Consider the following 25,484-nt stretch of genomic DNA (forward strand, 5'->3'; position numbering starts at 1 on the left):
AAAGCGTGCGGCCTCGGTGTGCAACCGTCTCCCGCCGGGTGGTGTTGTAGAGGACGTGAGTGATTCCGACTGCGCCGACCCGGTGCGCAAGGCACTGCTCGACGACCTCGACGAGGGGTTCGCCGAGCTGTACGCCGCCCATCGCGGCCTGGTCTTCTCGACCGCGCTGCGGCTGAGCGGGCGCTGGCCCGACGCCGAGGACCTCACGGCGGAGACGTTCCTGCGCGCGTACCGGGCGCTGGCCGGATACGAGCGCGACCGCGTCGCCCAGCTCCAGCCGCGGGCGTGGGTGATGACGATCCTGATGAACGTCTGGCGCAACTGCGCCAGGACCAGGTCCCGCAAACCGCCGCCCGACCTGCCAGGCGAGCCGGTCGACGCCGTCGATCCGCACGAGGACGTCGAGGCGGCGGCCGTCCGCCGCGAGACCGGCGACGAGCTGGCCGGGCTGCTGGCCCTGCTGCCCGAGGAGCAGCGGGCCGCGGTCGTGCTGCGGCACGTCGTGGACCTGCCGGTCAGCGAGATCGCCACCGTGCTCAAGATCCCCCAGGGTACGGTCAAGTCGCACGTGTCACGGGGGCTGAGGCGGCTACGCGCACTGGGAGGTGCCCGATGACCGAGGACGAACTGCTCACCGGACTGGCGGCGCTGGCCGCCGGGCCGCCGGACGGGCTGCTCGACCGGATCGCGGCCCGCTGGGTCAGCGTGCCGGGGCCGATCGGGGAGCTCTCGGTGGCCTTCACCGAGCAGGGCGTGGCGTACGTGCACGCGGGCGACGGGTTCGCGCAGGCCCACAGGAAGCGCTTCGGCCGCCCGCTGCTGCCCGCCGCGCGTCCGCCCGCCGGGCTGCTGCCCGCGCTGCGCACCGGCCGCCTGGCGGGGCTGCGGCTGGACCTGCGCGGCGTGAGCGACTTCCAGCGTGACGTGCTGGAGGCCGTCCGTACGATCCCGCGCGGCGAGGTGCGCCCCTACGCGTGGGTCGCGGCCCGCGCCGGGCGGCCGAAGGCGGTGCGCGCGGTGGGGACGGCGCTCGGCCACAACCCGGTGCCGCTGCTCATCCCGTGTCACCGGGTGACCAGGTCGGACGGGGTCCCCGGCGACTACGTGTTCGGCGCCGCGGCCAAGGAGCGGCTGCTGCTGGCCGAGGGGGTCGATCTGGACCGGCTCCGCCGGCTGGCAGGGGAGCGCGTCTTCTACCTGGCCAGCGACACGACCGGCGTGGTGTGCTTCCCGACCTGCCACAACGCCAGGCGCATCACCCCCGCGCACCGGCACGGCTTCCGCAGCCTCGCCCAGGCCAGGGCGGCCGGCTATCGCCCCTGCCGCACCTGCCGCCCCGCCCAGCCCGATCCTTCGTGATTTGTCAGATCGGTTTGGTGGGGTAACGCATGAGAAGGGTGGCGCGGACGACGTCGGGGCCGTGCGCCCGGTAGCCGTGCGGCACGTCGGAGACCCACGAGATGTGGTCACCGGGCCCGGCCGTCAGCGGCTCCTTGATGGGGCCGGCGCTGAGGGTGCCGGTGAAGACCGTGATGTGCTCGCTGACGCCCTCGTGGTGGCCGGGGGAGGTCTGGGTGAGGCCGGGCGGCACGCGTACGCGGTAGAGCTCGTAGGTGACGCGGTCGTCCTCGAACACCTCAAGGAGCTCCGCCTCGATCGCCGTGCCGCGCATGATCTGCGGCTCGGGCGGCGCGTCGAGTATCGCCCCGATCGGCACCCCTAGTTGCGCGGTGATCGCCCACAGCGTGTCGAGCGTCGGGTTGCGGGTGCCGGTCTCGACGCCCGACAGCGTGGCCTTCCCGATGCCGGCGCGCTTGGCGAGCTCGGAGAGCGAGACGCCGCGGGCCTGCCGCAACTGTCGCAGTCGCTCTCCCACCACGCGGGGATCGGTGTCTATGGCCGGCCGCGAATCCATACCGCCATGGTGCCGCAGAATCGGCGAACTGATGAGCCCCGGGACAGGCCGATGCGCCGGACGGCGTCCGTCGCCGCGTGTCCATGATCGATCTGCGGAGAGTGACCCTCTTCGGGTGTTGCGGCTGCGACATGAGGGACAGACCGATACGATTCCACAGATGTCCGGATCGACAGGTGTGATGGTGCCTCCGCGACCTGGGCCTACGCCGGCTCAGCGGATGCCGTCGCCGTACTCGCTGCCCCTGCACGCACTGCGTCTCGCGGGGAAGTGCGCCCTGCCCTTGATCTTCTGGTTCGCCGCCGGCCAGTTGACGCGCTTCGTGCTGATGTACGCGGCGACGGAGGTCGCGTACGGCGACTTCCGTCAGGTCCGCCTGGTGCTCGTGATGACCCTGCTGACGCTCATCGTGCTGGCGGCGATGACGGTCACGACCGGCATGCTCTACACCCTGCGCAGCTCCCTGTGGGAGATCCGTGCCAGGGAAGGGGTGGCGGACGAGCGCTTCTTCCGCGCGCTCGACCGGGTCGCCCCGGCGTTCGCGGTGCTCTACCTGGCCTGGGGCTTCCAGAACCGGGACGCCAGGGAGACCATCCAGATGGACTACTTCCACAACTTCCAGGAAGGGCTGAACAACTCCCTCTTCGGTGAGGAGAACTTCGTCGGCCGGGGGCTCATCGACCTCGACTGGCGGGTGTCGATCGGCGCGATGGTCGTCACGTTCGGGCTGAAGCTGCTCTTCGCGAAGCTCGTCGAGAACGGCAAGGGGAAGTTCGCCGGCTTCGGCGCCGCCTTCTCCGAGTTCGCCTTCGTCTTCTACGGCCTCAACGGCACCGTCGCCATCGCGGACGCGCGTTCCGAGTGGATGGAGCACCGCGCGGTGATCGCCGACACGAAGGACGTCTGGACCAAGGCCCAGGAGAACCTGCCGCTGTGGAAGGACGTCACCGAGGTGTTCGACGACCTCTGGCCGATCTTCCTCGACTCGGTCGCCGTCCCCCTCGCCTGGCTCACGGTGGCGATGCTGGTGTTCGGCGCGTACTCCGACGAGACCCGCACCCTGGTCAAGGGCACCAGGCTGGAACGGGGCGTCGACCGGCTCGAAGGCGCCCACGACCTCACACAGAAGTCGTTCGACCAGGTCACCGGCGGGTTCAAGGACCGCTGGCTGCCGTTGGCCAACTCGCTGCGGATGATCTACCGGGCCGGGCTGCCGCTGTTCGGCATGATGTGCCTGTGCTACGTGGCGCTCGACGTGGGCGGCCAGTACGCCGACCGCGGGCTGCGCACGCTCATCGGCTCGCAGTCGGAGTGGCTCTGGGCCGTCCAGGGGCCGCCGCTGGCGTTCGTCCGCGACTGCGCCGTCACCGTGCTGACCATGGCGTTGCTGGCGGCGACGTACGACATCGCGGCCACCAGGGCCCGGCTCAGCGGCGAGTCGCTCAACGACGTCTGACCGGACGCCCGACCACGTCCGGACCCACGCTCGACGGCATCGGCCCGGACGCCCGACCACGTCCGGACCGGACCCCTCATCTCCTGCCTGAACCCACGCTCAACGGCGTCGGAACCGCAGCACCTCGGTGTCCTGCGGCATCTTCTCGATGACGTCACGCTTGAACAGATCCTCGGTCGGGGTGTCCGAACGGTAGTTGCTCGGCCTGAGCAGCAGCTCCACCTCGTCCGCCACCTTGGTCGGCACGATCGCCCCGGCGAGGATCTTGTACGCCTTGCCCACTTCCAGCCGGTCCGTCGGCCGGTTCCCGTCCGAGGAGATCTCCACGACCCAGGTACGGCCCGCGCGGTCCGTCAGCTTCATGTCCCTGGGGCTGGCGGTCATGGTGGCGCTGCTGGCGTCGAGGGCCTTCTTGGTGACGTCCACCTGCAGCCAGGTCACCTCGGGGCCGTAGCCGCCGTTGCCGGGCGGCATCTTCATCGGCTTGACGGAGCCCGTCCACTCGATCTTGTTCACCGTGGCCGGCTGACCGGCGGCGACCACGATCTCCTTGGTCTTCTCGTCCGTCTGGACGGTGTAGAAGTTGTAGCCGTCGTAGGTCTGGGCGCCGGTGATCAGCAGCGACACGAGAACCGCGCCGACCCCGATCAGCACCTTGCGCCGACGCGACATCCCGGACGCCGACCGCCCCGCCCCGGACGTGCCCTGCTGCGCCGCGGTAGCCGGCTCTCCCGGCTGTCCCGGATGCGCCGGCTGTCCCTGCTGCCCCGGATGCGCGGGCTGCCCTGGATACGCCGGGCCGGCCGCCGGAAGCGGCATGCCCGGCTGCGGAGAGCCCGCCGGATACTGCGGCCCAGGGCCCATCGCCTGCTCGCCGCCGACCGCCTGCGGCCCTCCCGGGCCCGCGACCGGGGTGTCCTGGTCGGCGTGCCGGCGGCCGGTGTAGGGGAGAGCGGGCGCGCCGACAGCGGGGAGGGGCTGGGTGGCCATGCCGGGCGGCTCGGCGGCCTCGGGAGTCTGGGCGGGTGGCCAGACCTGCTGGTCCGGATGCGCGTGCCGGCCGCCCTGACCGGCGCGCCCCTGAGGTGCGGGAATGCCGTATCCGGGAACGCCCGGCCTCTGCCCGGGCTGCTGCCCCTGCCCCGCCGCCCGCCTGCGGGTCGGCCTGCGCCGCGACAAGGGAGTCTCCCGGCGCCCGGCCCCTCCCTCGGCCGGCGCCTCCTGCCCGAAGGCCGCCTGAGCCGCAGCGGTCGGATCCTGCCCGTAATCGGCCTGAGCCCCAGCGGCCTGCGGGTCCGGTCCATAGCCGGCCTGAGGTCCGGAGAGCAGCGGGTCCTGTCCGTGACGCGGTTGCGGTCTGGGAGACAGGGCGTCCTGGCCGGGGCGCGCGTCCTGGCCGAGGAGCGGGCCGTAGGGCTGGGTCGCGCCAGCCTCATACGGCGCGCCTGGCGCCGGACCCTGCGAGAAGCCCTGCGGCGTGCTCTGAGACGGAGGGAACTCCACGAACGGGTGCGAACCCCGCCCCGACGGCGGCGGCTGCCGATCAGGTGGCGGCTGGAGCCCGGAGGGCTGCCGCGGACTGGCCGGCGGCTGCACGGGCGGCGCTTGCAGGCCCGGAGGTTGCTGCCGGCTGGCCGGCGGAGGCTGGAGGCTGCCTGGGGCCTGGCGACCGGATGGCGGGGGTTGCAGGCCACCTGAGGCCCGCCCGGGCGACGGAGGCTGGAGGCCGTCAGGGACCTGTCGTCCCGACGGTGGAGGCTGGAGGCCGTCAGGGAGCCGGTGGCCGGACGGAGGCGGCTGGAGGCCCTCAGGGACCCGCTGACCGGAGGGTGGCGGCTGGAGGCCGTCAGGGGCGTGCTGACCGGACGGCGGGGCCTGCTGACCCGACGGCGGGGCTTGTCGGACGGGTGGCGGGGCCTGGGGACCGGACGATGTCGGTGGGTCGTCGGGCTGCCTCTCGCTCCTCGGCGAGAACCAGTCGCGCTCCTCGTTCGTACTCATACCGCGATCACCATGTATCTACAGCGTGGAAGCCCCGTCCTTCAGGGCGGGGAGGAGACGCGGAACGGTCGGGCACTGCTGTCTCCCGGTTCGGTCGGTGTTGATCGGTAGCTTGATCGGCGTGTCTCGCTATCGGCTTCAGCCCACGCCCGCGCAGGAGCGGGTGCTGCTGGAGCATTGCGGGCATGCCCGTTTCGTGTGGAATCTGGCGGTGGAGCAGCACGCGCACCGGAAGCCGGGGCGGAAGGGCGCGCCGGGGTTCGCGGAGCAGTGCCGCCAGCTCACGCAGGCGCGGGCGGAGTTCGCGTGGTTGCGGGCGGGTTCGATCGTCGTCCAGCAGCAGGCGCTCAAGGGCTTCGCGCAGGCGATGGCTGACTTCTTCGGCAAGACCCACAGGCGGCCGACGTGGCGCAAGCGCGGGCGGGGGGAAGGGTTGCGGGTCGTCGCGGTCGAGGCGGGTGATGTGCGCCGGCTGTCGCGCAAGGTGGGCGAGGTGAGGATCCCGAAGGTGGGGTGGGTGCGGTTGCGCTGGTCCCGCGCCGTCCCTGAAGGGGTGAAGTCCTACCGGGTGACCCGGGACCGAGCGGGCCGCTGGCATGTCACCTTCGCCGCAGTACCCGAACCGGTGCCCGCTCCCGACACCGGTGAGGTCGTCGGCGTGGACCGTGGGATTGCCGTGTCGGCGGCGCTGTCCACGGGCGAGCTGCTGAAAGCTCCCGGCCTGCGTGACACGGAGAAGGCACGTCTGTTGCGCCTGCCGCGCAGACTGGCCAGGGCACAGCGCGGATCCAGCCGCAGGGCCAAGGTGAAGGCGGCCATCGCCCGGCTGAAGGCCCGCGAAACCGACCGGAGTAAGGACTGGGTGGAGAAGACCTCCACCAGCCTGGCCCGCCGCTTCGAGGTGATCGCCGTCGAGGACCTGAAGATCGCCGGCACGACCCGTTCGGCCCGGGGCACGGTCGAGGCGCCGGGCCGCAACGTGGGCCAGGAGGCCGGGCTCAACCGGGGTGTCCTGGCCGCCGGTTGGGGACGGCTCGTCGAGCGGCTGGAGCACAAGGCTCCCGGCCGCATCCGCAAGATCGATCCTCGTCTCACGTCGCAGACCTGCAACGCCCGCGGGCACCGCGCGGCGGAGTCGAGACAGAGCCAATCTCGATTCCGCTGCCTCGCCTGCGGGCACCAGGACAACGCCGACGCCAGCGCGGCCAGGAACATCAGGGATACGGCGGCAGGGCATGCCGTCGCTGCGCGGGGAGGCTCGCCGCTGGGCGGGCCGGTGAACCGCGAACCGCAACACGACCGCCTCCTCGTGGGGTAGTCATCGTTGGAATCCCCGCCTTCATGCGGGGGAGGATGTCAATTCTTGTCAGTCGAGTAGACGGCCTGCGCCGACGTGGCCAGCTTGCGCGCGCCCTCCTCGTCCAGGCCGAGATCGATCTCGACCTCCGGCTGGTACGACTCGACGAGGAAGGAGCCGGGGAGAGCGTACGTGACGGTCGCCCCCGCCAGGGCCGCCGGCGGCACCTCGAAGTAGGACTCGCCGGTGCGCCAGATGTCCGGCTGCACCCACTTGTCGGCCAGCGTCCGGGTGCTGTTCACCCGGTCCGTGGCGTCGAACTTCTTCCCGTCGGCGGTCGTCAGCACCGGCTGCCCCAGGTGGTACGGCTTGAGGGCGGACCTGGCCCTGACCTTGAGGACGAGGAAGATCTGGTCGGTCTGGACGGTCTTGTCGCCGCTCTTGATCGACTTGGCCGCGAAGAAGTCCTCAAGTTGCAGGCTGAAGCGCCGCGCGTCCACGATGTCGCCCTTGGCGCCGCTGTAGACGAGCGGATCGCTGGTTTCGAGCTCGGACAGGTGGAAGCTCTGCACCCACATGGCGACGGCGATCAGCGCCACCCCGGCGAGCGCGGCGAGCGCCTGGGTCGCGACGCCACCGCCGCCGGAGCCGCCCGACCGGCGCTGCGCCCGCCTGGCGCCGCGGGCCGGGACCATGGAGGAAGGCTGCTGGGTGGTGGTCACGTCGTGCCCTCCTTCTTGACCGGCAGCACGACCCGCGCCTTGATCTCGGGCATCTGCTTGTCGCCGACCTCCTTGCTGGCCACCGACCAGTACGGCAGCGCGGCGACGGGGTCGGCCGAATACTCGAAGGCCCCCACGTCGAGCGTGATCTTCTCCGGCGGCTGCTCGTTCTCCTTGAGCCGGTAGCGCAGGATGACCTCGCTCTGGACCCCCGGGTGCAGCTGCCTGCTCTCCCCGCCCTTGACGCGGACGAACGTGAACGGACCGGCGTCCTTGGAGAAGGCCGGCGTGATCTTGAGGAGGGAGCCGGCGAAGTCACCGGCCGTGACGGCGCTCTCGGGCTTCTCCGGCGGCATCCCGATCCCGGAGGTGTCGTCGCCCAGGTTGACGACGTCGAAGACCAGCTCGACGAAGCGTTTGTCCTCTTCCCAGTCGAACTGGGCCTTCTCCACCGTGACCCGTGACTCGACGAACTTGGTGGAGTAGCGGCCCTGGTCGAGCACGGCGCCCTGGCCCAGGGCCTCCGGTTCGTCGGGAGCCTCGCTGAGTCCGCCGAGCAGAGCGGTGATGCCGACGACCGTGAACGCCGTCAAGGCGAGCGCGGGCACCACTACCGGGCGTCTGGGCTTGTCACTGCTGCCGCCGGAGGGTTCCGTCATGGGTAAGGATGGTAATAGGTATCGCTTGTCCCATCTGCCGCAATGCTCCCATCGGACTGGTCGAATTGCCGAGAAACCCTGCCGCTACGGGCCTTGTAGCTCATACGCTGTCACGGAGCGGAAAGGGCTGATCCCTACTCCTCATGACATACCGGCGGCCGGAGGGTCACGTGGCGGACGTGCATCCCGAGCATGCCCAGCTCCAGGCGGACCGCATCTACCTGGGCTGGCAGTACATCCTGCTGCACCCCGACCCAGGCTCGCCACCCAGGCGCCCCTCTCCCGCCGAGGAACCGGCCGCCGAGGCCGAGGACGATCCCGCCCGGCTCGAACTGCTGCGCCGCGAGCGGCTCCAGGAGGACATGCTCAACCGGCCGGTCCGGGTCTTCCGCCTGTTCATGCTGGTCCTGACCGTGCTGATCCTCGCCGCCGCCCTGGCCGGCTACCTGCCCTGGTCCTTCGCCCTGGTCGGGCTCGTGGCCGCGGGCGGCGTGGCGGCCGTGTGCAGCTTCGCGCTGATGCAGGGCGACCGCGCGGTCCGCTACCGGGTGCTGGAGCAGCAGGCCCGCGACGAGCGGCAGCAGCGGGAACGTGACAAGGAGCTGTTCAAGGCGCAGGAGGAGCACGCCCAGCGCTACCGCGAGTGGCAGGAGTCCAAGGACCGGCACGACAAGCAGCTCACCTGGTACGCCGTGGCGGTGCCCGACGAGATCGACCGCATCGACGTGGCCGGCGGGACCTTACCCGGCTGGTCCGCGCTCGTGACGCTGCTCGGCGCGACCCGCCTCTACAGCGGCGGCCACCTGACGGTGCTCGACCTGTCCGAGGGCGCGATCGCCAAGGACCTCATCGAGCTGGCCCGCAAGGGCGGAGACGACCCGCTGGTGTGGGTGCTGCCGGTCGACCTGCCCAAGCTCGACCTGGGCGCCACGCTGAAGCCCGAGGCGTTCGCCGACGTGCTGGCCCACGTCGTCAGCGTCAGCGAGGAGCACCGCACCACCCGCGACCTGAGCTTCGACAACGCCATCCTGGAGCGGGTCCTGGAGGTGCTCGGCGAGAACGCCACGATCAGCCAGGTCACCGCCGCGCTGCGGGCGCTGGCGCAGGTGGGCGACCCGCGCGACGACCTCAGGTTCGGGCTGATCACCGCGACCCAGCTCGAACGCATCGGCACGCTGTTCGGGCGCGGCGTGAGCGACCGGGTGGTGATCGAGCGGGCGTGGGCGCTGGAGTCGCAGCTGCGCAAGCTGGAGACGCTGGGCACGCAGGCCGTACGGCTGCCGCCCGCCAGGCTGCGGGTGGTGAGCATGGACCGGCAGGCGGGTGTCTTCGGCAACCGGGTGCTCGGCACGTACGTGGCCACCGCCCTGACCCACATCCTGCGCCAGTCGCCCGCCTCCGACCGGCCCTGGTACCACACCATCATCGTGGCGGGCGCGGACAAGCTCAGGGGCGACGTGCTCGACCGGCTGATGGACGCCTGTGAGACCTCCCGTACCGGGCTGGTGCTGACGTACCGGTCGCTGACCCCGTCCGTACGCGAGCGGCTCGGCAGAGGGCACGCCGCGGTCGCGTTCATGCGGCTCGGCAACGCCGAGGACGCCCGGGTCGCCAGCGAGCACGTCGGCACCGAGCACCGTCTTGAGCTGGCCCAGCTCACCGAGACGATCAGCGACTCGCTGCCGGGCCTCGACGGCGGCTACACCTCGACCGTCGCGCAGATCGACGACGAGGAGCACGAAGGGCGCGACGAGAACCACGACGACCTGGCCGGCGACATCACCGAGTCCACGGAGTGGGGCAGGACCGCCGACAAGATCGCGGAGAAGGAGCGGGTGCTGCAGCGCTCGCGCGAGTTCCTCGTGGAGCCGCACCAGCTCCAGCAACTACCCACGACGTCCGTGATCGTCACGGACGCCACGGCGGAGGGGAGGCGCGTACGCCTGGCAGACGCGAACCCGGCCATCCTCACCTTTCCCAAGACCACGCTCGGCGAGCTGGACGACGTGCGCGAGGCCGTACTCGCGCTCGATCCCAGGGCCGGGGACGGCGACGGAGAGCCGCCGCCGAACCTCGGGCCACCACCGCCACGCCTGGACTGGCGCAAGGGCAGGCAATGACATGGTCAATGTCAAGGTGACGAGCTGACGGTTGGCGGAATTTAACAAAGAACCGTCTGTGGGGGAATGAAATGCAGCCGAGTGTCTCGCTGAGCGGGCCCTGGTATCGAATCCAATCGATCGCAGCACCCTCGCGAAGCTCGTCGGCAGAGTGGGACTTCGTCACCGTGCTTCCCGCGGTGCTGTCGGCGGCGCAGCGCGACCGGCCTTTCGTCATCGGCTGGCTGTCGAGAGGATCGGGGGCGCCGCTCGAACTCATCACCAACGCGGGGCCCCTGTCGCCGCCGCGCCAGCCGCGCCGGGCCACCGACTCGCCCGGTCATCCGAGCGGGCCGCAGCCGCTGCTGTTCCCCGGCGGGGCGCGCGGCACGGAGCTCGACGAGGGCTATCTCGCCGACCTGGCCGACCTGGTGTGGGCGCCGTGCCCGGGACGGCAGGCGCCGCCGCTGGGGAGCAGGGGGCGCGAGTTCGACCCCGACGAGCTCAAACGGCCGACGCTGTTCGAGTCGACGCTGGTCACGCTCATGTCGCGGCCCTTCGCCTGGCTCGTCGTCGCCGAGCCGACCGACCTGCTCGACGCCGAGGTGGCGCACCTGCGCACGCAGCTCAACGTGCTGCGCCAGTACGGCGACGCCTCCGAGCGCTCCCGCTTCGACGCCGAGCGGGCCGAGCGGCGCATGCAGGAGCTGGACGCCTTCCGCGAGGCGGGCCTGTGGAACGTGCGCGTGCTGGCCGGCGGCGCCACCGCCGACGAGCTGCGGCAGATCGCACCTGTGCTCGTGGGGTCGGTCGAGATGAGCCATCACCCGTACCGGCTGCGCAGTTCCCACGGCGCCGCCTACGCCCTGTCGGAGGCGCTGGCCGTCACCATGCAGGATCCGTCCGACGGCGCCGCGGCGCCGTTCGCGGCCACCGCCGGGGCGCTGGCCGCGCTGGCCGGGCTGCCCAGGCGGGAGGTGCCCGGCGTGCGCGTGCTGGAGTCCGGCTTCTTCGACGTCACCGCCGAGTCGAACGAGGGCGCCACCGGCGGAGAGCTGGAGCTGGGCGAGATCCTCGACGGCCAGGACCGGGGCGTGGGCACGTTCCGGGTGCCGCTGTCCACGCTCAACCGGCACGCCTTCGTCACGGGGGCGACCGGGTCGGGCAAGTCCCAGACCGTACGGCACCTGCTGGAGCAGCTCAGCAGGGCCCGTATCCCGTGGCTGGCGATCGAGCCGGCCAAGTCCGAGTACGCCGCCATGGCCGGCCGCGTCGACGACCCCGTCACCGTGATCAACCCGTCGGCCCCCGACGGCGTGCCGTTCAGCGTAAACCCGCTCGAACCCGAGCCCGGCTACCCGGTCCAGGCGCACATCGACATGGTCAGGGCGCTGTTCATGGCCGCGTTCGACGCCGAGGAGCCGTTCCCGCAGATCATGTCGCTGGCTCTGCAGCGCGTCTACGAGGCCACCGGCTGGGACGTGGTCACCGGCGGCGCCGTGCCGGGCTCCAGCGTCCCGCCCAGCGTGCCCACGCTCGAACAGCTCCAGCAGCACGCCATGGACGTCATCAAGGAGATCGGGTACGGCCGCGAGGTGCAGGCCGACGTCGAAGGCTTCATCTCGCTGCGGCTGCGCTCGCTGCGGGTGGGCTCGGCCGGGCGTTTCTTCGAGGGCGGCCACCCCGCCGACATCGGCGGCCTGCTGGAACGTGACGTCGTGCTGGCCATCGAGGACGTGGCCAACGACGAGGACAAGGCGTTCCTCATGGGCACGCTGATCATCAGGATCGTCGAGCACCTGCGCATGCGCGCCAGGCGGGAGCGCAGCCCCGAGCTGCGTCACGTCATCGTGATCGAGGAGGCGCACCGCCTGCTGCGCGACCGCGGCCACGGCCGGGCCTCCACCCACGCCGTGGAGTTGCTGGCCGGGCTGCTCGCGGAGATCAGGGCGTACGGCGAGGGCATCGTGGTGGCCGAGCAGATCCCCACCAAGCTCATCTCCGACGTGGTCAAGAACACCGCGCTGAAGGTCGTGCACCGGCTGCCCGCCGAGGACGACAGGTCGCTCGTCGGGGCGGCCATGAACCTGAGCGAGGAGCAGTCCCGCCACGTGGTCTCGCTCCAGCCGGGCTCGGCCGCGGTGTTCGCCGACGGCATGGACCGGCCGCTGCGGGTGCGCGTGCCGCTGGGGGAGTCCAGGGAGAAGGTGCTGCCAGGACCGCCGCCGCCCATCCGCGGGCGCAGGTCGGCCGCGTGCGGGGCGCAGTGCCGTACCGGGCAGGCGTGCACGCTGGTGGAGCTGCGCGAGGCCGACGTGCTCGCCGACGCCTCCGACTGGGCCTGGCTGCGCATCTGGTGCGACACCGTCGTGCTGGCCTTCGTCAGCAACCGGCCGCTGCCGGGGGTTCCGCGCGCCCTGTCGGCCGCCTGGGCCGACCTGCCGGCGCGGCGCAGGGAGTGCCTGCTCGCCACCCTCGTCGAACGCGCGGTGCAGCGGCGCGCCTGGTCGCTGCGGAGCTGGTTCGATCCGGCGCTGCTGACGGAGAAGGCCGCCGAGACCGCCACCCGCCTGCTGTCAGGACTCGACGGCGGCGGCGAGCGCCCTGGCGCGTCGTGGGTCATCCCGCAGGTGCGCTGGCTGCACGAGGTCGACCGGCTCTTCCCGTACGGGCAGCCGGCCCCGAACCTGCGCAGCCCCGCGCCGCCCATGGAGTACGCCCTGTTCCGCCCGCCGAACGGCAACGGCTCGGGCGACCTGATCCACGCCGAGCTGCTCGGTCACCGGGCCAAGGCGCTGCGTCACCATCCGCTGTCGATGGAGGTGGAGCACAACCGGTCGCTGGCCTGGCGGGTCATCCTCGGCGACGACGAGGCCGAGGGCGTGCAGCGCGACATCGTGACGGTCGCCATCGGCGTGGAGGCGTCGGCCAGGATCAGGCACGTGGGGCAGACGATGGGGGCCGGCTGGCTGGAAGGGGTGCTGTCGTGGCCGCGCAGGTTCGTGCTGCCGTTCGAGCAGGGCGGCGCCCCGGAGATCGCCTTCGCCGAGCCCGCCCCTTCCCCCGCCTGACCGCCGCCGCACGCCGCGCGAGCCGGTCCCCGATCGGCTCGCGAGCGCGGGCTTCCTAGCTCGCGGGCTGCGTTTTGCTGTGGTTCTCCAGACTTGGGGGCAACGACGACTAGGATCCATGCACATGACCCAGCTTCCTCTGCGGGCCCAGCTCGCCAGCGCCCTGGGCCGCAGTGCCGCCACGCTGTCCAGGATGACCGGGCGTGGTGACGGCTCGGTGATCGGCGGGCGGGTCGGCCTGATGCTCGAGCCCGACCTCCTGCGCCAGCTCGCCAGAGATCGCAAGCTGGCCCTCGTCAGTGCGACCAACGGCAAGACCACCACGACCAGGTTGATCACGTCGGCGCTGCTGGAGCTCGGCGAGGTGGCCACCAACGTCTTCGGTGCCAACATGCCGGCCGGCCACGTCTCCGCGCTCTCCCAGCACAAGCGGGCCCCCTACGGCGTGCTGGAGGTGGACGAGAAATACCTCCCGGAGGTGCTCGACACCACCGGCGCCGGCGTCGTCTGCCTGATGAACCTCAGCCGCGACCAGATGGACCGCGCAGCCGAGATCTGGCTGCTGGCCCAGAAGTGGCGCAGGGCGCTGTCCGGCAAGCCGACCCACGTGATCGCCAACTGCGACGACCCGCTCGTCACCTGGGGCGCCTCGACGGCCGCCAAGGTGACCTGGGTCGCCGGCGGGCAGCGCTGGAAGGAGGACTCCTGGTGCTGCCCCGAGTGCGGCGGCCCGCTCGACCGCAAGGACGCCGACTGGGCGTGCAGGGAGTGCACGTTCCACCGGCCCGAGCCGCAGTGGGCGGTCGACGACGACGCGGCGATCGACCCCCAGGGTCAGCGCTGGCTGCTCGACATCCAGCTGCCCGGCCAGGCCAACCGCTCCAACGCGGTGATGGCGCTGGCGGTGGCCGACGCGTTCGGGCTGCCGGTGGAGCAGGCGCTGCCGAGGCTGCGCGAGGTCACCTCGGTGGCCGGCCGCTACACCACCGTCGAGCGTGACGGCAGGCACGCGCGGCTGCTGCTGGCGAAGAACCCGGCGGGCTGGCTGGAGGCGTTCGACGTCGCCGACCCGCAGTTCCCGATCATCCTGTCGGTCAACGCGCAGGGCCCCGACGGCCGCGACACCTCGTGGCTGTGGGACGTCGACTACCGCATCCTGCGCGGGCGGCCCGTCTTCGTCACCGGTCAGCGCCGGCTCGACATGGCGCTTCGGCTCGACGTGGCCGACGTGCCGTTCACGCTGTGCGGCACGTTCTCGGAGGCGCTGGCCATGCAGCCGCCGGGCCGGGTCGACGTGATCGCCAACTACACCGCCTTCCAGGACATCCGAACGGAGTTCGGCCGTGCCGTCTGACAGTGCCCTTCGCATCGTCTGGATCTACCCCGACCTGCTGAGCACCTACGGTGACCAGGGCAACGTCCTGGTCCTTGAGCAGCGGGCGCAGCGCAGGGGCATCGAGACCGAGACGATCCACGTACGCTCGGCCGACCCCGTTCCCGAGACCGGCGACATCTACCTGATCGGCGGCGGCGAGGACCGGCCGCAGATCCTGGCCGCCGAGCGCCTGCGCAGAGACGGCGGCCTGCACCGGGCCATCGCGCGCGGGGCGGCCATGCTGGCCGTGTGCGCCGGCTACCAGATCATGGGCAGCACGTTCGGCGGCGAGGAGGGCCAGCCGGTCGACGGCATCGGCCTGCTCGACATCGCCAGCACCCGGGGTCCCGCGCGGGCCGTGGGCGAGCTGGTGGCCGAGGTGGACGCCGCGCTCAACCTGCCCACGCTGACCGGTTTCGAGAACCACATGGGCGTCACCAGCCTGGGTCCCGGCGTCAGGCCGCTGTCGCAGACGATCAAGGGCGTGGGCAACGGCGACGGGTTCGAGGGCTGCTACGCGGGCCATGTCGTGGGCACCTACCTGCACGGCCCCGCGCTGGCCCGCAACCCCGCGCTGGCCGACCTGCTGCTGTCGTGGCGGGCCGGGGAGCTGGCCCCGCTCGACGACTCCCGCTACGAGGCCCTGCGCCAGGAGCGGCTGACGGCCGTCCTGCAGAGCTGACCGTTCTGCAGAGCTGACCCGGCCGGCGACGAGGGTCCTGCGGCGCCGACCCGCGCCGACCCGGCTGGGGCGGCTGGGTCGGCGTCAGCGTTCGTTCCGGCCTCGGCCGTGCTCGATCAGCGGGGTGAGCCCGTCGAGCAGCGCGCCGAGGCCGAACTCGAAGAGCCGGTCGAGGTCGAGGTCGAACTCGCCCAGCTCGTCCAGGAGCCGGACGAAGGCCGGATAGTCCCTCGACTCGCCGATCCAGCGCAGCTCGTCGCCCCGCTCGTCCATCCACTCGTCGGCGGTGACCCCGGTGGCCGCCTGGGCCCGCCGTTCCTTCTCGATGTTGGCCGCGATGCCCTGCACGTAGCCGTAGAGCGTGATCTGCACGTACATCCTGGTCTCGGCGTCGAACCCGCTGCCCGCCAGCGCCCGCATGGCCCACTCCGTGTGCCTGAGCAGGGCGGGTGAGGGCACCGGCCGGGTGATCGAGCTCAGCCCGGCCATCCACGGGTGGGCGCGGTAGGAGGCCCACTGCAGGCGGGCGATCGTCTCCAGCCCGGCCCGCCAGTCGTCCGGCTGCTCGCCGGGCAGCGCGAACTCCGCGACGGCCGCGTCCACCATGAGCACGACCAGGTCGTCCTTGCCGCCCACGTGGCGGTAGAGGGACATCGTGGCCACGCCCAGCCGGTCGGCGAGCGCGCGCATGGTCAGCTCGGCCAGCCCGTCCACGTCGGCGAGCTCGACGGCCGCGCGCACCACGCGCCGCCGCGTCAGGTCGTGCTCGGAGGCGGCCGGCCTGGGCTTCTGGCCGCGACCCCGCGCCACCACGGTGCCGACGCGCGGCTCGGCCACCACGACGCCCTCCCTGGCCAGCAGCGTGAGCGCCTTGGCGGCGGTGGCCAGGGCGACGTTCCAGTCACGGGCCAGCTGCCTGGTCGAGGGCACCCGCTCGCCGGGGCGCAGCCTGCCCTCCGCTATGCGCCGCTTGATGTCGGCCGCGATCAGGGCGTGGGGAGGGGTGGTCATGCGTCCTCCTGTACTAGTACAGATCTGCCCACTATAGCCTTGCTGCCTGCTGTATGTACTGCGTACATTCAGTTTCGCGTACAACGTCAACAGCAGGGAGCAGATCATGAGGGTTCTCGTTTCAGGGGCGAGCGTCGGCGGGCCCGTGCTGGCGTACTGGCTGCGCCGGCACGGCCACGACGTCACGGTCGTCGAGCGCGCGCCCGCCCCGCGCAAGGGCGGCCAGGCCGTCGACCTCAGGGGCGCCGCGCTCACCGTGGCCGCGCGCATGGGCCTGCTGGAGCGGATCAAGGCGCTGCGCACGACCATGCGCGGCATGTCCATGGTGGACACGGCCGGCAACGAGCTCATGCGCGACGAGGAGAGCACGCTGAGCGGCGGACGCTTCGACAGCCCCGACGTCGAGATCATGCGCGACGACCTCGTCGCCGTCCTCGTCGGTGCCTCCGACGCCCGCTATCTCTACGGCGACTCGATCGCCACGCTGAGCGAGAACGGCGAGGTGACGTTCGAGAGCGGCCGCAAGGAGCGCTACGACCGCGTCATCGGCGCCGACGGGCTGCACTCCAACGTGCGCCGGCTCGCCTTCGGCCCGGAGCGGCAGTTCGTGCACCACCTCGGCACCTACGTCTCCATCTACACCGCCCCCAACTTCCTCGGCCTGGACCGCTGGCAGACCTGGTTCAACGAGGGCGAGGCGGGCGGCGCGCTGTTCAGCGACCGCGACCCGGGCGAGCTGCGGGTCAACCTGGGCTTCAGGTCCGAGGCGATCGACTACGACCACCGCGACGTCGAGGGGCAGAAGCGGCTCGTCCAGGAGCGCTGCGCCGGGGTCTTCGAGGCGGAGCGGCTGCTGAAGGCGATGTGGGAGTCCGACGACTTCTACTTCGACGCCATGGCCCAGGTCAGGATGGAGCGCTGGACGAAGGGGCGGGTCGCGCTGGTGGGTGACGCGGGCTACTGCGCCTCGCCGCTGTCGGGGCAGGGCACGAGCCTGGCCATGGTGGGGGCGTACGTGCTGGCGGAGGAGCTCGGCCGCGACCCGCGTACGGCGTACGCGTGCTACGAGGAGCGCATGCGCCCGTTCGTCGCGGCGAACCAGGCGCTCGCCCACGAGAACCCCGGCCGGGGAGCCGCTCCGGAGAGCGTGCAACGGGCGGCGGCCGGCATCACGCTGGACTGACAGGGCGTAACCGCTACGATTTCCCGCCATGACGGGTATCAGACTCACGTTGACCGCCATGGCGGCCACCGCTCTGACGTTGACCGCCGCCCCCGCCGCCCTGGCAGCGGAGGCCGGGATCACGGACGAGGTGACGATGACCCTCGGCAAGGACGGCACCCTGCACGTGGTCGAGAAGATCACCGGGGCTTCCGGCGGGCTCAAGCGGACATTCATCACCAGGACGCGGTACGACGACGCCAACGACCGCCTCTACCAGATCGCGAACGTCAAGGGCGGCACCCTCAGCGGCGACGTGCTCACCGTGACGGGCGAGACCGTCGAGTACGACGTCAAGGGAGCGGTGACCACGTCGGGCGGTGTCGAGGAGCTGCGCTGGTTCGCCGTGAACGGCTGGAACCAGCAGGTCGCCAAGGCCACGGTCAAGGTGAGCGGCCCCGGGCAGGTCCAGAACCTGTCCTGCTTCGCCGGCGAGCTCACCTCCGCCATCGGCTGCACCTCGGCCTCCATGGACCACTCGGCCACCCAGGCGGACTTCGAGCAGGAGGCGATCCCGGCCGGCCAGGCCCTCACCGTCGTCGTCGGCTACCCGAAGGGCTCCAGCGGCGGCGCACCGATCCTGGAGCGGCGCTTCTCCCTGGCCGCCGCCTTCACGCTCGACACCGTCACCGGCGGCGCGCTGGCCGGCCTGCTGGTGCTGCTGCTCGGCGGCGTCGCGCTGATCTACTGGACGCGCGGCAGGGACGCCAGGGTCGCCGGGCACGAGGGCGGCGCGGTCGATCCGGTGCAGAACGGTCACTTCTCCCCGCCCGACGGGGTCCGGCCCGGCCAGATCGGCACCCTGGTGGACGAGCAGGCCGACGTGGTCGACGTGACCGCCACCATCGTCGACCTCGCGGTCCGCGGTTACCTGCGCATCGACGAGCAGCCGCGGCAGGCGTACGACGCCCCCGACTGGATGCTGGTCAGGAACCCGAACGCGCCGGTTCACGACCTGCTGCCGTACGAGAAGGCCCTCTACGACGCCATCTTCGACGGGCGCGACGCGGTGCTGCTGTCGCAGTTGTCCGGCTCGTTCGTCAGCCACCTGGGCAAGGTGCGCGACGCGCTCTACGCCGACGTGGTCAGGCAGGGCTGGTTCGCCCGCCGTCCCGACACCGAGCGCACCCGGTGGACCACGATCGGGGTGATCCTCATCGGCGTCGGGCTGATCGCCACGGCGGCGCTGGCCTGGCTCACCACGTACGGGCTGCTCGGTCTGGCCCTGGTCATCGCGGGCGGCGCGCTGGCCGTCGGCGGCCAGTACATGCCGGCCAAGACCGCCAAGGGCTCGGCGGCGCTGGCGCACACGATGGGCTTTCGCCAGTACCTGTTCTCCGGCGAGCTCGGCGACGTGCCCGAGCAGCACCGGGTCGAGCTCTTCTCCCGCTACCTGCCCTACGCCGTGATCTTCGACGGGGTCGAGCACTGGGCGCGGGTGGTGGCCTCCGTCACCGGCAACGGCCACCAGGCCGACAACCTCTACTGGTATCACGGGCCGGCGGAGTGGGACCTGTCCAAGTTCGCCGGATCGATGCGCACGTTCACCACGACGACCTCCGGCGCGATCTCCGCCACCCGCCAGTTCCGCACCCTCTGAGGGCCCTAGCGGATCCTCAGCTCCCCGACGGGCCGCCCGCCGCCCAGAACCGGCGGAGCGGCCAGGTCGGCCAGCTCGGGCGCGTCCAGGCCGAGCGAGCGCAGCGCCGCCACGGTGGCGGGCACGCGGGCACGTCCCGAGCCGTCCTCCACCTTGACCGTGCCCGCGCGCCCGTCCTCGAACACGAACGCCTCGAACCCCTCGGCGCCCGTCTTCACCATCAGGCCGGGCAGGGCCCGCATCAGCTTGGCCTCCGCCCGGTCGGTGCCCGAGGTCCACTCGGGGTGGGCGCGCATCGCGTCGAGGATCTTGCGCTCGTACGAGTCCTCCGAGGACTGCGCGAACGCCCTGAACGCCCTGGTCACCCCGAGCATCGAGACGAAGAACAGCGGCGCGCCGCACCCGTCGACCCCGGAGGCCGCGACCCGCTCGCCGGTGAACTCCTCCACGGTCGCCCGGATAGCCCGCTGCAGCGGATGCGCCGGCTCCAGGTAGGTGCTCAGCGGCCAGTCGTTCAGCACACAGGTGGCCAGCATGGCGGAGTGCTTGCCCGAGCAGTTCATCTGCACGCGCCCGCGCTCGGTCGACGCCCGGTCGAACGGATAGTCCTCAGGGCAGAGCAGCGCCTCCTCCTCCAGCCCCGCGCCCGCCAGGATCTTCCTGACACCGTCCACATGGAAGGGCTCGCCGGAATGGGAGGCGCAGGCCAGCGCCAGCAGCTCACCCTCCAGGTCGAGCCCGGCGCGGAGCATGCCGAGCGCCTGCAGCGGCTTCATCGACGACCGCGGGGACACCGGCACGTGCACCGCGCCCCTCGTCTCGACCGGGCGCCCCTGGGCGTCCGCCGTCAGCACGCGCACCTGATGCGTGGACTCCACGAACCCGGATCGGACGACTTCTACGATCATCGACATGTCATATCCCCTTTCGGCACGAGTTTAGGGACTGTTCTTCCTGGTCCAGAACGGGTCCAGAATGGGATCCCATGCGAGCAGTCGTACAACGGGTCAGTTCCGCGTCGGTCGAGGTCGAGGGGCGCACGGTCGGGGCGGTCACCGAGCCCGGCCTGCTCGTCCTCGTGGGCGTCACCCACGGCGACACCCGCGCCGAGGCGGCCAAGCTCGCCGCCAAGCTGTGGGGCCTGCGCATCCTGCACGGCGAGAAGTCCTGCTCCGACGTCTCGGCGCCGCTCCTGGTGATCAGCCAGTTCACCCTGTACGGCGACGCGCGCAAGGGCCGCCGGCCCACCTGGCAGGCGGCCGCCCCTGGGCCCGTCGCCGAGCCGCTGGTCGAGGCCGTGGTCGAGGAGCTGCGGACACTGGGCGCGCACGTGGAGACCGGGATCTTCGGGGCCGACATGAAGGTCTCACTGGTCAACGACGGCCCGATCACCCTGATCCTGGAGCTGTGACACCACCACCGACCGACCGCCCGCCCTGATCGGCGGAGGGGGCGGGCGGGGCTGGGACAGGCGGCGCTGGAGCGGCTGCGTCAGCGGATGCGGCGGCGCAGCGACGGGTCGATGCTGACGTTGCGGCCCGCGTCCGGCGGCACCACGACCTCCTGGGCCGCGGCCACCCCACCGGCCAGCAGCGGCGCGTCCACCGGCACCGTACGCTTGATCACGGCCAGCGCGATCGGCCCCAGCTCGTGGTGCCGAGCGGCCGAGCCGACCACCCCGACCTCCTGGCTCTCGAAGATCACCGGCGCGCCGTGCGGCGGCAGGGTGTCCACGCTGCCGTCGAGGTGCAGGAAGACCAGGCGGCGCGGCGGATGCCCCAGATTGTGCACCCGCGCCACCGTCTCCTGGCCCCGGTAGCACCCCTTGCTGAGGTGCACCGCCGCACCGATCCAGCCCACCTCGTGGGGGATCGTCTTGTGGTCGGTCTCGAAGCCGAGCCGCGGCCGGTGCGCCTCGATCCGCAGCGCCTCGTACGCCCACAGCCCGGCCAGCGGCTTGCCCAGGTGCTCGGCCAGCTCGGCCCGCGGCACCAGGAAGTCCTCGCCGGCCGTGGACAGCACGGCCAGGTCGTCGACCAGGGTGACCTCGACGCGCAGCATGAACCGCATCCGGTCGAGGTAGTCGGCCAGGCTCTTGCCCGTGCCAGGCTCGACGTGGGCGAGGATGCTCTCGCCGTCGTCGACGAGGGTCATGTGGTGCTGGACGCGGCCCTGGAGGTCGAGGTCGAGCGTCTGGGTCCATTCGCCGGGACGCAGCGAGTCGAGCTTCTGCGAGGTCAGGTCGTTGAGCCATTTCAGCCGGTCGGCGCCGGAGATCCGGATCACCTCGCGGTTGCTGCGGTCGACGACCGCCTCTCCCTTGACCAGCGCGCGCTGCTCGGCGAACAGGTCGCCGTAGTGCGCCGCCACATCGGAGTCCGGGGCGTCTGCCTGGACGGCACCGGGGAGGTCGAGCAGAGGGCTACGCATGCCCTCCAGGCTATCCGCAGTCGCAGGCCGGCCAGGAAAGGGGGCGTCCGCTGAGCGCGTACAGGAGCCGGTGCGCGGAGCGGCGGGTCAGCGGCAGTTGCGGCAGCGGCCGAAGACGGTCAGGTGGTGCACGTCGGCGGCGAACCCCATCTCCGCGTCCAGCCCGTTGATCAGACCCTCGGCCAGCTCCGGCCGCACCTCGGACACCTCGCCGCAGCCCCGGCAGACCAGGTGGACGTGGTCGGCCTCGGCCGCCAGGTGATAGGTCGGCGCGCCGTGCCCGAGATGGGTGTGGGTGACCATGCCGAGCTCTTCGAGCAGCTCCAGCGTGCGGTAGACGGTCGAGATGTTGACCCCGCGGGCCGTCTCGCGGACCTTGGCGCAGATCTCCTCGGGCGTGGCGTGCTCCAGGTCCTTGACCGCTTCGAGGACGAGCTGGCGCTGTGGGGTGACCCGGTAGCCCTTGGCGCGGAGTTCCTCATGCCACTGCGTCTCGGTCATGTCCCGAGTGTAGGCGCAGAGATCCGGAGGCCGCGAAGTCCGGCCGCATGCCCCCGGAAGATATTCACTTGCCCCTTTCGCGGCATACCGCATAGCTTCGTTGGTACGCGGAAAGGAGGTGGTCCGAATAATGGTTAGTCATAGACGGATCAGCGAGGTGGTTGTCCGCTGACCTCGCGGACTGTTGTCTCGTGACGGTAGAAGCGAATACGAGGCAACCACCGGGGCCCCTGGCAGCCGGAGGGCGGGACGCCGTCCCGACCATGGTCCATCCGGCCCGTCCGCACCGCGGGCGGAGCGATGCCCGGGGCCCTTCTCATGCCCGCCGTCAGTAGGCCCTCTCAGTAGGCCCTCTCAGTAGGCCCCCTCAGTAGACGCCGTCAGTGCTCGCCGCGGGCAGGCAGCCCGAGCCGGCCGCACGCGTCCCGATAGAGCATCACCACGGCCTTGCGCACCTGCGCCCGCTCGGTGAGCGTCTCGCCCCAGGGCACCCGCACGGCCTCACCGCCGTCGATCGTGAACGTGATCGCCTCGGCGTCCACGTCACTCGTCACGGCGCTCGTCGCCTCGGGCCGCCCGCCCATCCCGCGCACGATGATCAGTGAGTCGCCGGCGTGGTCGTCGTTCATGTGGCGCTTGATCGCCTCGACGGCGTCAGCGGTGAAGGGGGTGCTCACGGTCGCTCAGGCCACCTTCTTCAGCTCGGCCGACATGTGGTCCGTGAGCGGGTGGCCGACCGCCGCCATCTCGTACGCCCACATGAGGTTGCCGTTGACCAGGCCGTAGAGCCGGTGACCCGCGCTGTACTCCTTGGCCGTGGCGGTGCGCGCGACCACGTCGGTGCGCAGCTCGATCTTGTGGAAGACGACCTCGCCGATGTAGACCTCGACGATCCCGGTCGGGTGCGAGAGCACGACCTCGATCTGCCGCTCGGGCAGCGCCCGCCAGTAGCCCGACTCGGTCGCCAGCGGCTTGACCCGGTTGCCCTCCTCGTCGAGCAGCCAGGTGCGGCTGACGTAGGTCAGGAACGGCTTGCCGTTGTGCCCGAACTCGATCTCCTGCCCGAAGTTGAAGCTCTCGATCGTCGGGTAGCCGCCCACTCCGGCGCCCTCCCACCGGCCCAGCAGGAACGAGATCGGCTCCAAGGCCGGGTGCACCTCAGGTTCTTCCATGGTCCCAAGAGTAGTGGGGGGCGGCGCGTTAGGGTGGCGGGCATGGCACGATCACTGGTGATCAAGGTTACCGCCGGCGCCGACGCTCCCGAGCGCTGCAACCAGGCGTTCACGGTCGCGGCGGCGGCGCTGGCGAGCGGCGTACCCGTGTCGTTGTGGCTGACGGGGGAGTCGTCGTGGTTCGCGCTGCCCGGGCGGGCCAAGGAGTTCGTCCTGCCGCACGCCGCGCCGCTGCCCGACCTGCTCGACGCCGTCCTCGCGGCCGGCCGGGTGACGCTGTGCACCCAGTGCGCGGCGCGCAGGAACATCACCGTGGACGACGTCATCGAGGGGGTCCGCATCGCGGGCGCGCCGGCGTTCGTGGAGGAAGCCGTCGCCGACGGCGCCCAGGCCCTCGTCTACTGACCCGCGCCGCGGACGCGCGGGCGACCGATCGCGCGCGCCCGGACGTGGGCGGCGGTCAGCCGGAGATCTGGATGCGCAGGCGGCGGAAGCCGCGGCCCTTGCTCTCGATCTTGGCGACCTTGATGTGCCCGATCTGCTTGGTCGAGGCCACGTGGGTGCCGCCGTCGGCCTGGGTGTCGAGGCCCACGATGTCGACGATGCGCACGTCCTGGACGCTCTCCGGCACCAGATTCGTCGCCGTGCGGATGATGTCGGGGATCGCGAACGCCTCGGGCCTGGGCAGCACCTTCACGTCGATGCGGCGGTCGGCCACGATCTCGGCGTTGCAGGCGTCCTCCACGGCCTCCTTGAACCCCGGCGGCACCTCGGGCAGGTTGAAGTCCATCCGAGCGCTCAGCTCGTCCATGTTGCCGCCGGTGACCAGGCAGCCGTAGTCCCTGAAGACGACCCCGCACAGCACGTGCAGGCCCGAGTGGGTGCGCATGAGGGCCGAGCGCCGCGCGTCGGCCACCGCGCCCTCGACCACGGTGCCGGCCGGCGGGATCGGGTCGCCCTCCGCCGGGATCAGGTAGAGGTCGTCGCCCTTGCGCGCCCCCACGATCCGGGTCTCGACACCCTGCCAGATCAGAACTCCGTGATCCGCCGGCTGGCCGCCCCCGCCCGGATAGAATGCCGACCTGCTCAGCACGATCCCTTCGGGCGTCGCGTCCAGGACGACGGCTTCGAAGTCACGCAGATTCTGGTCGGACAGTTCCAATCGTCGCGTACGTCCGTGGAGATCGGTGCTCATATTCGGCAGCCTAGTGCCCTGAGGTGGTCATGCGTGGCCTGACGAACCGGCTCTCCCTGGCGGTCATCGCGGTGCTGGCGGCGCCGTCCTGCGCGGCGGTCCAGCCCGCCGAGCCCCGCCCTCCGGCGGCGCGGGTGATGATGTTCGTGGGCGACAGCTTCACGGTCGGCTCGGGTCCTGTGCCGACCTGGCGCACGTACGCGTCCGCGACCGCCCGGCTGATGGGCCGGCAGCCGATCATCGCGGGCGCGAGCGGTACCGGCTACTGCAACGCGGGCCGGGTGGGGCGCACGTTCCAGCGCTCGTTCGAGGAGGAGCTGTCCTGGCGCCCGGCGCCCGACCTGCTGGTCGTCTCCGGTGGCCACAACGACCGGCGCTGCGGCGCCGAGCAGGTGCGCCAGGCCGCCGGGCGGCTGCTGGGGCAGGTGCGGGCGAAGTGGCCGCGGACCGAGATCGTCATGATCGGCCCGATCTGGCTGAGCGACCCGCCCAGGAAGGCGTACGGGGTGCGCGACGCGCTGGCGGCGGCGGCCAGGGCGTGGAACGTTCCATTCCTCGATCCGCTGGGCAGGCGCTGGCCGCCGGAGGCGATCCTGCCCGACGGCGTGCATCCCACGCTCGCCGGGCACGAGAGCCTGGCCGCCTGGCTGGCGGCCGAACTGGCCTGAACCGGGTGAGCCCGGTTACCACGGCCCGTACGGGCCGTTGTTGCCGCCGCGCCCGCCCATGCCCTTGACGGCGGGCTTGACGTCGACGATGTAGATCGTGGCCGCGATGACCGCCGCGATCGAGAAGATGCCGAGGCCGATGCCGAGGAACGCGGCCCCGCCGACCTGCATGAAGGCGTCGAAGTAGGACAGCGCCCCAGCGGCCGAGAACAGCGTGGCCAGACCCAGGATCAGCAGCCACAGGTTCTTCTTCAGCTTGCCCGCCGAGACGAAGGCGTTGGTCGGCACTCGTACCGCGTGCATGAACGCGTAGACCGACATGCCCAGGATGGCCACGGCGAGCACCAGGAAGAGGAGGTTGAAGACCCCGTAGATCATAGTCATGTGTTCGTCTCCGCCCAACGCCGA

25 protein-coding genes are annotated in these 25,484 nt (G+C 71.5%); 13 read left to right on the top strand and 12 right to left on the bottom strand.

The window, feature by feature from the left end:
• The first annotated feature begins 55 nt into the window (after positions 1 to 55).
• A complete protein-coding gene (locus ABFX54_RS09085) occupies positions 56 to 616 on the top strand; it encodes an RNA polymerase sigma factor (protein ID WP_346103131.1) in 561 nt (186 codons plus the stop codon).
• The gene (locus ABFX54_RS09090; protein ID WP_346103133.1) at positions 613 to 1,359 is read left to right on the top strand and encodes a methylated-DNA--[protein]-cysteine S-methyltransferase; all 747 of its coding nucleotides are present in this window, start codon (positions 613 to 615) and stop codon (positions 1,357 to 1,359) included. Before ABFX54_RS09085 ends, ABFX54_RS09090 begins: the two co-directional genes overlap by 4 nt.
• 4 nt (positions 1,360 to 1,363) lie before the next feature.
• On the opposite strand, the gene ABFX54_RS09095 is transcribed toward ABFX54_RS09090, so the two are convergent.
• Positions 1,364 to 1,915: a helix-turn-helix domain-containing protein gene (locus ABFX54_RS09095; RefSeq protein WP_346103135.1), complete on the bottom strand. Its 552-nt coding sequence runs from the start codon at positions 1,913 to 1,915 to the stop codon at positions 1,364 to 1,366.
• Positions 1,916 to 2,135: 220 nt separating this feature from the next.
• On the opposite strand from ABFX54_RS09095, the gene ABFX54_RS09100 reads away from it, so the two are divergent.
• Positions 2,136 to 3,371 carry a hypothetical protein gene (locus ABFX54_RS09100; RefSeq protein WP_346103136.1) on the top strand — a complete coding sequence of 412 codons (1,236 nt, stop codon included), beginning with the start codon at positions 2,136 to 2,138 and terminating at the stop codon, positions 3,369 to 3,371.
• A 99-nt stretch (positions 3,372 to 3,470) separates the two neighbouring features.
• Here the strand turns inward: ABFX54_RS09100 and ABFX54_RS09105 are convergent, their stop codons facing one another.
• On the bottom strand, positions 3,471 to 4,550 hold the full coding sequence (locus ABFX54_RS09105; protein ID WP_346103138.1) for a hypothetical protein: 1,080 nt from the start codon (positions 4,548 to 4,550) through the stop codon (positions 3,471 to 3,473).
• 943 nt (positions 4,551 to 5,493) lie between these two features.
• Here ABFX54_RS09105 and ABFX54_RS09110 point away from each other — a divergent pair.
• A complete protein-coding gene (locus ABFX54_RS09110) occupies positions 5,494 to 6,690 on the top strand; it encodes an RNA-guided endonuclease InsQ/TnpB family protein (RefSeq protein WP_346103139.1) in 1,197 nt (398 codons plus the stop codon).
• Positions 6,691 to 6,728: 38 nt separating this feature from the next.
• Here ABFX54_RS09110 and ABFX54_RS09115 read toward each other — a convergent pair whose 3' ends face one another.
• Both ABFX54_RS09115 and ABFX54_RS09120 read right to left on the bottom strand, forming a co-directional pair.
• Positions 6,729 to 7,391: a hypothetical protein gene (locus ABFX54_RS09115; RefSeq protein ID WP_346103140.1), complete on the bottom strand. Its 663-nt coding sequence runs from the start codon at positions 7,389 to 7,391 to the stop codon at positions 6,729 to 6,731.
• Positions 7,388 to 8,050, bottom strand: a complete 663-nt coding sequence (locus ABFX54_RS09120; protein ID WP_346103141.1) for a hypothetical protein — start codon at positions 8,048 to 8,050, stop codon at positions 7,388 to 7,390. Before ABFX54_RS09120 ends, ABFX54_RS09115 begins: the two co-directional genes overlap by 4 nt.
• Before the next feature lie 170 nt (positions 8,051 to 8,220).
• Here ABFX54_RS09120 and ABFX54_RS09125 point away from each other — a divergent pair, with 170 nt between their 5' ends.
• From ABFX54_RS09125 to ABFX54_RS09140, 4 genes are all read left to right on the top strand, one after another.
• The gene (locus tag ABFX54_RS09125; protein ID WP_346103143.1) at positions 8,221 to 10,170 is read left to right on the top strand and encodes a hypothetical protein; all 1,950 of its coding nucleotides are present in this window, start codon (positions 8,221 to 8,223) and stop codon (positions 10,168 to 10,170) included.
• Between the two features lie 167 nt (positions 10,171 to 10,337).
• On the top strand, positions 10,338 to 13,220 hold the full coding sequence (locus ABFX54_RS09130) for an ATP-binding protein (RefSeq protein WP_346103144.1): 2,883 nt from the start codon (positions 10,338 to 10,340) through the stop codon (positions 13,218 to 13,220).
• Between the two features lie 124 nt (positions 13,221 to 13,344).
• Entirely contained in the window at positions 13,345 to 14,574 is a 1,230-nt protein-coding gene (locus ABFX54_RS09135) for a MurT ligase domain-containing protein (protein ID WP_346103146.1), read from the top strand.
• A complete protein-coding gene (locus ABFX54_RS09140) occupies positions 14,564 to 15,277 on the top strand; it encodes a type 1 glutamine amidotransferase (RefSeq protein WP_346103147.1) in 714 nt (237 codons plus the stop codon). Before ABFX54_RS09135 ends, ABFX54_RS09140 begins: the two co-directional genes overlap by 11 nt.
• 84 nt (positions 15,278 to 15,361) lie before the next feature.
• On the opposite strand, the gene ABFX54_RS09145 is transcribed toward ABFX54_RS09140, so the two are convergent.
• Positions 15,362 to 16,288, bottom strand: coding sequence for a TetR/AcrR family transcriptional regulator C-terminal domain-containing protein (locus ABFX54_RS09145; protein ID WP_346103149.1), 927 nt, complete (start codon positions 16,286 to 16,288; stop codon positions 15,362 to 15,364).
• 106 nt (positions 16,289 to 16,394) lie between these two features.
• Between ABFX54_RS09145 and ABFX54_RS09150 the strand changes: the two genes are divergently transcribed.
• Positions 16,395 to 17,471 (top strand): FAD-dependent monooxygenase, encoded by a 1,077-nt coding sequence (locus ABFX54_RS09150; protein WP_346103151.1) that lies wholly within the window; start codon positions 16,395 to 16,397, stop codon positions 17,469 to 17,471.
• Positions 17,472 to 17,499: 28 nt separating this feature from the next.
• A complete protein-coding gene (locus tag ABFX54_RS09155; RefSeq protein ID WP_346103153.1) occupies positions 17,500 to 19,110 on the top strand; it encodes a DUF2207 domain-containing protein in 1,611 nt (536 codons plus the stop codon).
• A 5-nt stretch (positions 19,111 to 19,115) separates the two neighbouring features.
• Here ABFX54_RS09155 and ABFX54_RS09160 read toward each other — a convergent pair whose 3' ends face one another.
• Positions 19,116 to 20,018, bottom strand: coding sequence for an asparaginase (locus tag ABFX54_RS09160; RefSeq protein WP_346103154.1), 903 nt, complete (start codon positions 20,016 to 20,018; stop codon positions 19,116 to 19,118).
• Between the two features lie 77 nt (positions 20,019 to 20,095).
• Here ABFX54_RS09160 and dtd point away from each other — a divergent pair, with 77 nt between their 5' ends.
• Entirely contained in the window at positions 20,096 to 20,521 is a 426-nt protein-coding gene (dtd, locus tag ABFX54_RS09165) for a D-aminoacyl-tRNA deacylase (protein WP_346103156.1), read from the top strand.
• Between the two features lie 80 nt (positions 20,522 to 20,601).
• On the opposite strand, the gene ygfZ is transcribed toward dtd, so the two are convergent.
• From ygfZ to ABFX54_RS09185, 4 genes are all read right to left on the bottom strand, one after another.
• Positions 20,602 to 21,540, bottom strand: coding sequence for a CAF17-like 4Fe-4S cluster assembly/insertion protein YgfZ (gene ygfZ, locus ABFX54_RS09170; protein WP_346103158.1), 939 nt, complete (start codon positions 21,538 to 21,540; stop codon positions 20,602 to 20,604).
• Between the two features lie 87 nt (positions 21,541 to 21,627).
• The gene (locus ABFX54_RS09175; protein ID WP_346103160.1) at positions 21,628 to 22,041 is read right to left on the bottom strand and encodes a Fur family transcriptional regulator; all 414 of its coding nucleotides are present in this window, start codon (positions 22,039 to 22,041) and stop codon (positions 21,628 to 21,630) included.
• Positions 22,042 to 22,421: 380 nt separating this feature from the next.
• Positions 22,422 to 22,718 (bottom strand): DUF2470 domain-containing protein, encoded by a 297-nt coding sequence (locus ABFX54_RS09180; RefSeq protein WP_346103162.1) that lies wholly within the window; start codon positions 22,716 to 22,718, stop codon positions 22,422 to 22,424.
• A 6-nt stretch (positions 22,719 to 22,724) separates the two neighbouring features.
• Positions 22,725 to 23,213, bottom strand: a complete 489-nt coding sequence (locus tag ABFX54_RS09185; RefSeq protein ID WP_346103163.1) for a heme-binding beta-barrel domain-containing protein — start codon at positions 23,211 to 23,213, stop codon at positions 22,725 to 22,727.
• 42 nt (positions 23,214 to 23,255) lie between these two features.
• Here ABFX54_RS09185 and ABFX54_RS09190 point away from each other — a divergent pair, with 42 nt between their 5' ends.
• On the top strand, positions 23,256 to 23,618 hold the full coding sequence (locus ABFX54_RS09190; RefSeq protein WP_106244108.1) for a DsrE family protein: 363 nt from the start codon (positions 23,256 to 23,258) through the stop codon (positions 23,616 to 23,618).
• Positions 23,619 to 23,673: 55 nt separating this feature from the next.
• On the opposite strand, the gene ABFX54_RS09195 is transcribed toward ABFX54_RS09190, so the two are convergent.
• Positions 23,674 to 24,408, bottom strand: a complete 735-nt coding sequence (locus ABFX54_RS09195; RefSeq protein ID WP_346103165.1) for an alanyl-tRNA editing protein — start codon at positions 24,406 to 24,408, stop codon at positions 23,674 to 23,676.
• 29 nt (positions 24,409 to 24,437) lie between these two features.
• Here ABFX54_RS09195 and ABFX54_RS09200 point away from each other — a divergent pair, with 29 nt between their 5' ends.
• On the top strand, positions 24,438 to 25,076 hold the full coding sequence (locus ABFX54_RS09200) for an SGNH/GDSL hydrolase family protein (RefSeq protein WP_346103167.1): 639 nt from the start codon (positions 24,438 to 24,440) through the stop codon (positions 25,074 to 25,076).
• Between the two features lie 15 nt (positions 25,077 to 25,091).
• Here the strand turns inward: ABFX54_RS09200 and ABFX54_RS09205 are convergent, their stop codons facing one another.
• Entirely contained in the window at positions 25,092 to 25,460 is a 369-nt protein-coding gene (locus ABFX54_RS09205) for a DUF2516 family protein (protein WP_346103169.1), read from the bottom strand.
• Positions 25,461 to 25,484: the final 24 nt, after the last annotated feature.

Origin of the sequence: Nonomuraea maheshkhaliensis (assembly GCF_039529435.1) — a bacterium.
In the GTDB taxonomy this organism is placed as follows: Bacteria; Actinomycetota; Actinomycetes; order Streptosporangiales; family Streptosporangiaceae; genus Nonomuraea; species Nonomuraea maheshkhaliensis.